Origin of the sequence: Streptomyces sp. NPDC002130 (genome assembly GCF_040296465.1) — a bacterium.
Classification (GTDB): Bacteria; Actinomycetota; Actinomycetes; order Streptomycetales; family Streptomycetaceae; genus Streptomyces.
Map to the genome: position 1 here is coordinate 1 of NZ_JBEOXI010000572.1, position 2,335 is coordinate 2,335.

The 2,335-nt window shown below is 62.5% G+C and carries 3 protein-coding genes; 1 reads left to right on the plus strand and 2 read right to left on the minus strand.

Translation table 11 applies throughout. The features are described from left to right. A partial coding sequence (locus ABT116_RS42930) for a histidine-type phosphatase (RefSeq protein ID WP_351646157.1) occupies positions 1 to 1,336 on the plus strand: 1,336 nt, incomplete at its 5' end. Here ABT116_RS42930 and ABT116_RS42935 read toward each other — a convergent pair. After that, a complete protein-coding gene (locus tag ABT116_RS42935; protein ID WP_124566939.1) occupies positions 1,282 to 1,650 on the minus strand; it encodes a helix-turn-helix domain-containing protein in 369 nt (122 codons plus the stop codon). The two genes, ABT116_RS42930 and ABT116_RS42935, sit on opposite strands and share 55 nt — an antisense overlap. A gap of 154 nt (positions 1,651 to 1,804) precedes the next feature. After that, positions 1,805 to 2,335 (minus strand): hypothetical protein (locus ABT116_RS42940; RefSeq protein WP_351646160.1); only part of this gene is annotated, 531 nt, incomplete at its 5' end.

A 2,335-nucleotide genomic window follows, 5' to 3' on the forward strand; every position in this document is an offset into this window, starting at 1 on the left:
CGCGTCGAGTTCCGGCTCGGCTGAGACCCCGGCGTCGACCGACGGCGGCTTCACGTCCAAGACGCCGTACTCACCCGGCCAGCGTATCGCCGACTATCAAGCACCACCGACGGGATACTCGCCCGTGTACACGGAAAGCGTTGCGCGCCACGGCTCCCGGGCACTGTCGAGCCTGAAGTACGACGACCTGAGCCTGCAGCTGTGGGAACTCGCCGAAGCCGAGAACGCATTGACTTCCGTCGGCAAGGAATTCGGACCGGCGCTTCGCGATCTCATGGCCGCGAACAAGAAGCTGGGATACGGCAACCTCAGCGGACTCGGAGTCACCGAACATCGGCAACTCGGAGCACGGGTCACCGAGCGCCTCCCCCAACTGTTCGACGCCATCGCTGCGCAACAGGGAACCATCACGTTGACCTCGTCGGGTGTGGACCGTGCCGTGGACAGCGCCGAGAACTTCGCGCAAGGGCTGACCGGTGCGTTTCCGGCCGTCGCCGGCGATGTTGCGCCGGTGACCACGGATGCCGACCTTCTCTACTTCCACGACTCGGATGCAAACGCCGACTACAAGGACTACGAGGATTCCGATCCGCGATTGAAGGCCGTCGACGATCAGATTGCCGATCTTCCCCGCACCCGCGAGGTCTCGCGGCACATGATGATCAAGCTCTACTCCGAGGACTTCGTCAACCGCCTGAGCGCGGGCGAGTTCTCACTCGTCGACCGCGGCAAGGGTTCCAGCACGATCGACAACGAGGTCGACGCCGCGTACATGCTGTACAACACGTACATCATCACTCCGGGCATGGCCGAAGAAGGCAAGTGGAATTTCGAGCGGTTCATCGAACCTGCGGACGCGCAGTGGCTCGCGTACACGAACGATGCCGAGGACTTCTACGCCAAGGGCCCGGGCTTCACCGGTGAAGACGTCACCTACCGGATGGCAACCGTCTTGCGCGACGAGTTCCTGCGCGGCTTACAAGAACACACCGGGGCCGCCGCCGTACCGGGAGCGGACTTCCGGTTTGCCCACGCAGAAACGATCATCCCCTTCGCCGCGCTCTTGAAACTGCCGGGAAGCACCGTCTCACAGGCCGAGGGTGACCTGTACACCTATGCGAACAACCCCTGGCGCGGAGCGCAGGTCAGCCCGATGGCCGCCAACGTGCAGTGGGACGTGTTCGGCGGACCGGACGGTAAGCGCCTGGTCCGAATGCTCTACAACGAGCGCGAGACAGCGTTTGCTGCCCCGTGCGCTCCGGTGAACTCCGGGAGTTTCTTCTACACGCCGGACGAACTGGCCCGCTGCCTACCGGAGATTTCACCGGCAGCCTGAGATCCGGACCGAGGTCGACGAGGGCGCGCCCATGCCTGGTGCAACGCCAGCATGCGCGCCTTTTCGTCGTCTTCCATCAACAAGGCGTCGCAGATCCTCACGATGACCGGAGCCGAAACACCAACGGACGTACCCTGTTCCAGCCGCTGATAGTGATTGAAACTGATGTCGGCAATCTGCGCGACATCGCGCCGACTGAGGCCGTGCATTCGGCGAGCACCCTCGCAGCGCATGCCGACCTTTTCGGGCGCAAGACTGTTTCGTTTCTCGACGAGCATCTGGCTCATCAACTGACGCGCGCTCGACCCATTCACGTCGCCACCTTTTCCATCCCTGAAATATGCTTTCAAATAACATGTTTCAGAATATGGGATGACGCGGACACAGCGGTATCTCCGAGATGACAGATAATCACGCGATACCGCCAACCCTGTGCCCGTTCACGCTGTATAGATCAGGCTGTGAGGATCAGGCTATGAACCTGCCGATCGTCGGATTCGACTGGCAGATGGGACTACTGCCCCAGTTGATCGAACCGAATGCCGTCGCAACGACATTGCCGACGCCGGTGTTCACCGTCGCGGACAAGTACGGGTAAGTACCGACCAGGTCGACGATTCCGGACTTGCCCGTGTCGGTGTTGACCCACGCAACGGTCACCTGACCCGCCGCCGGGATGGGCGCAGCCGCCGGGAACGAATCGAAGCGGATGTCACCCTTGGCGATGGGCGGATTGGACTCTGGTCCGGACTGGCCGGTGAGTCCGGTCAGCGAGGCCAGCGACCCCTGATTCGGACACCCGATGGTGACGGCGGCGCCACCGAAAGGATGGGGCGGATCAGCCGAGGCGACTCCGGCGAACATGACGCTCGCGGCAATCGGTAGTCCGATGGCCGCGAAAACGTAGTCGTGGACTGCGTCCATCCTGTGACCACGTGGGAACTCGTGCGTCGAGGAATCGGCGCCACTGTAGTGCCGAGAAGGGTTGCACAACAGCAG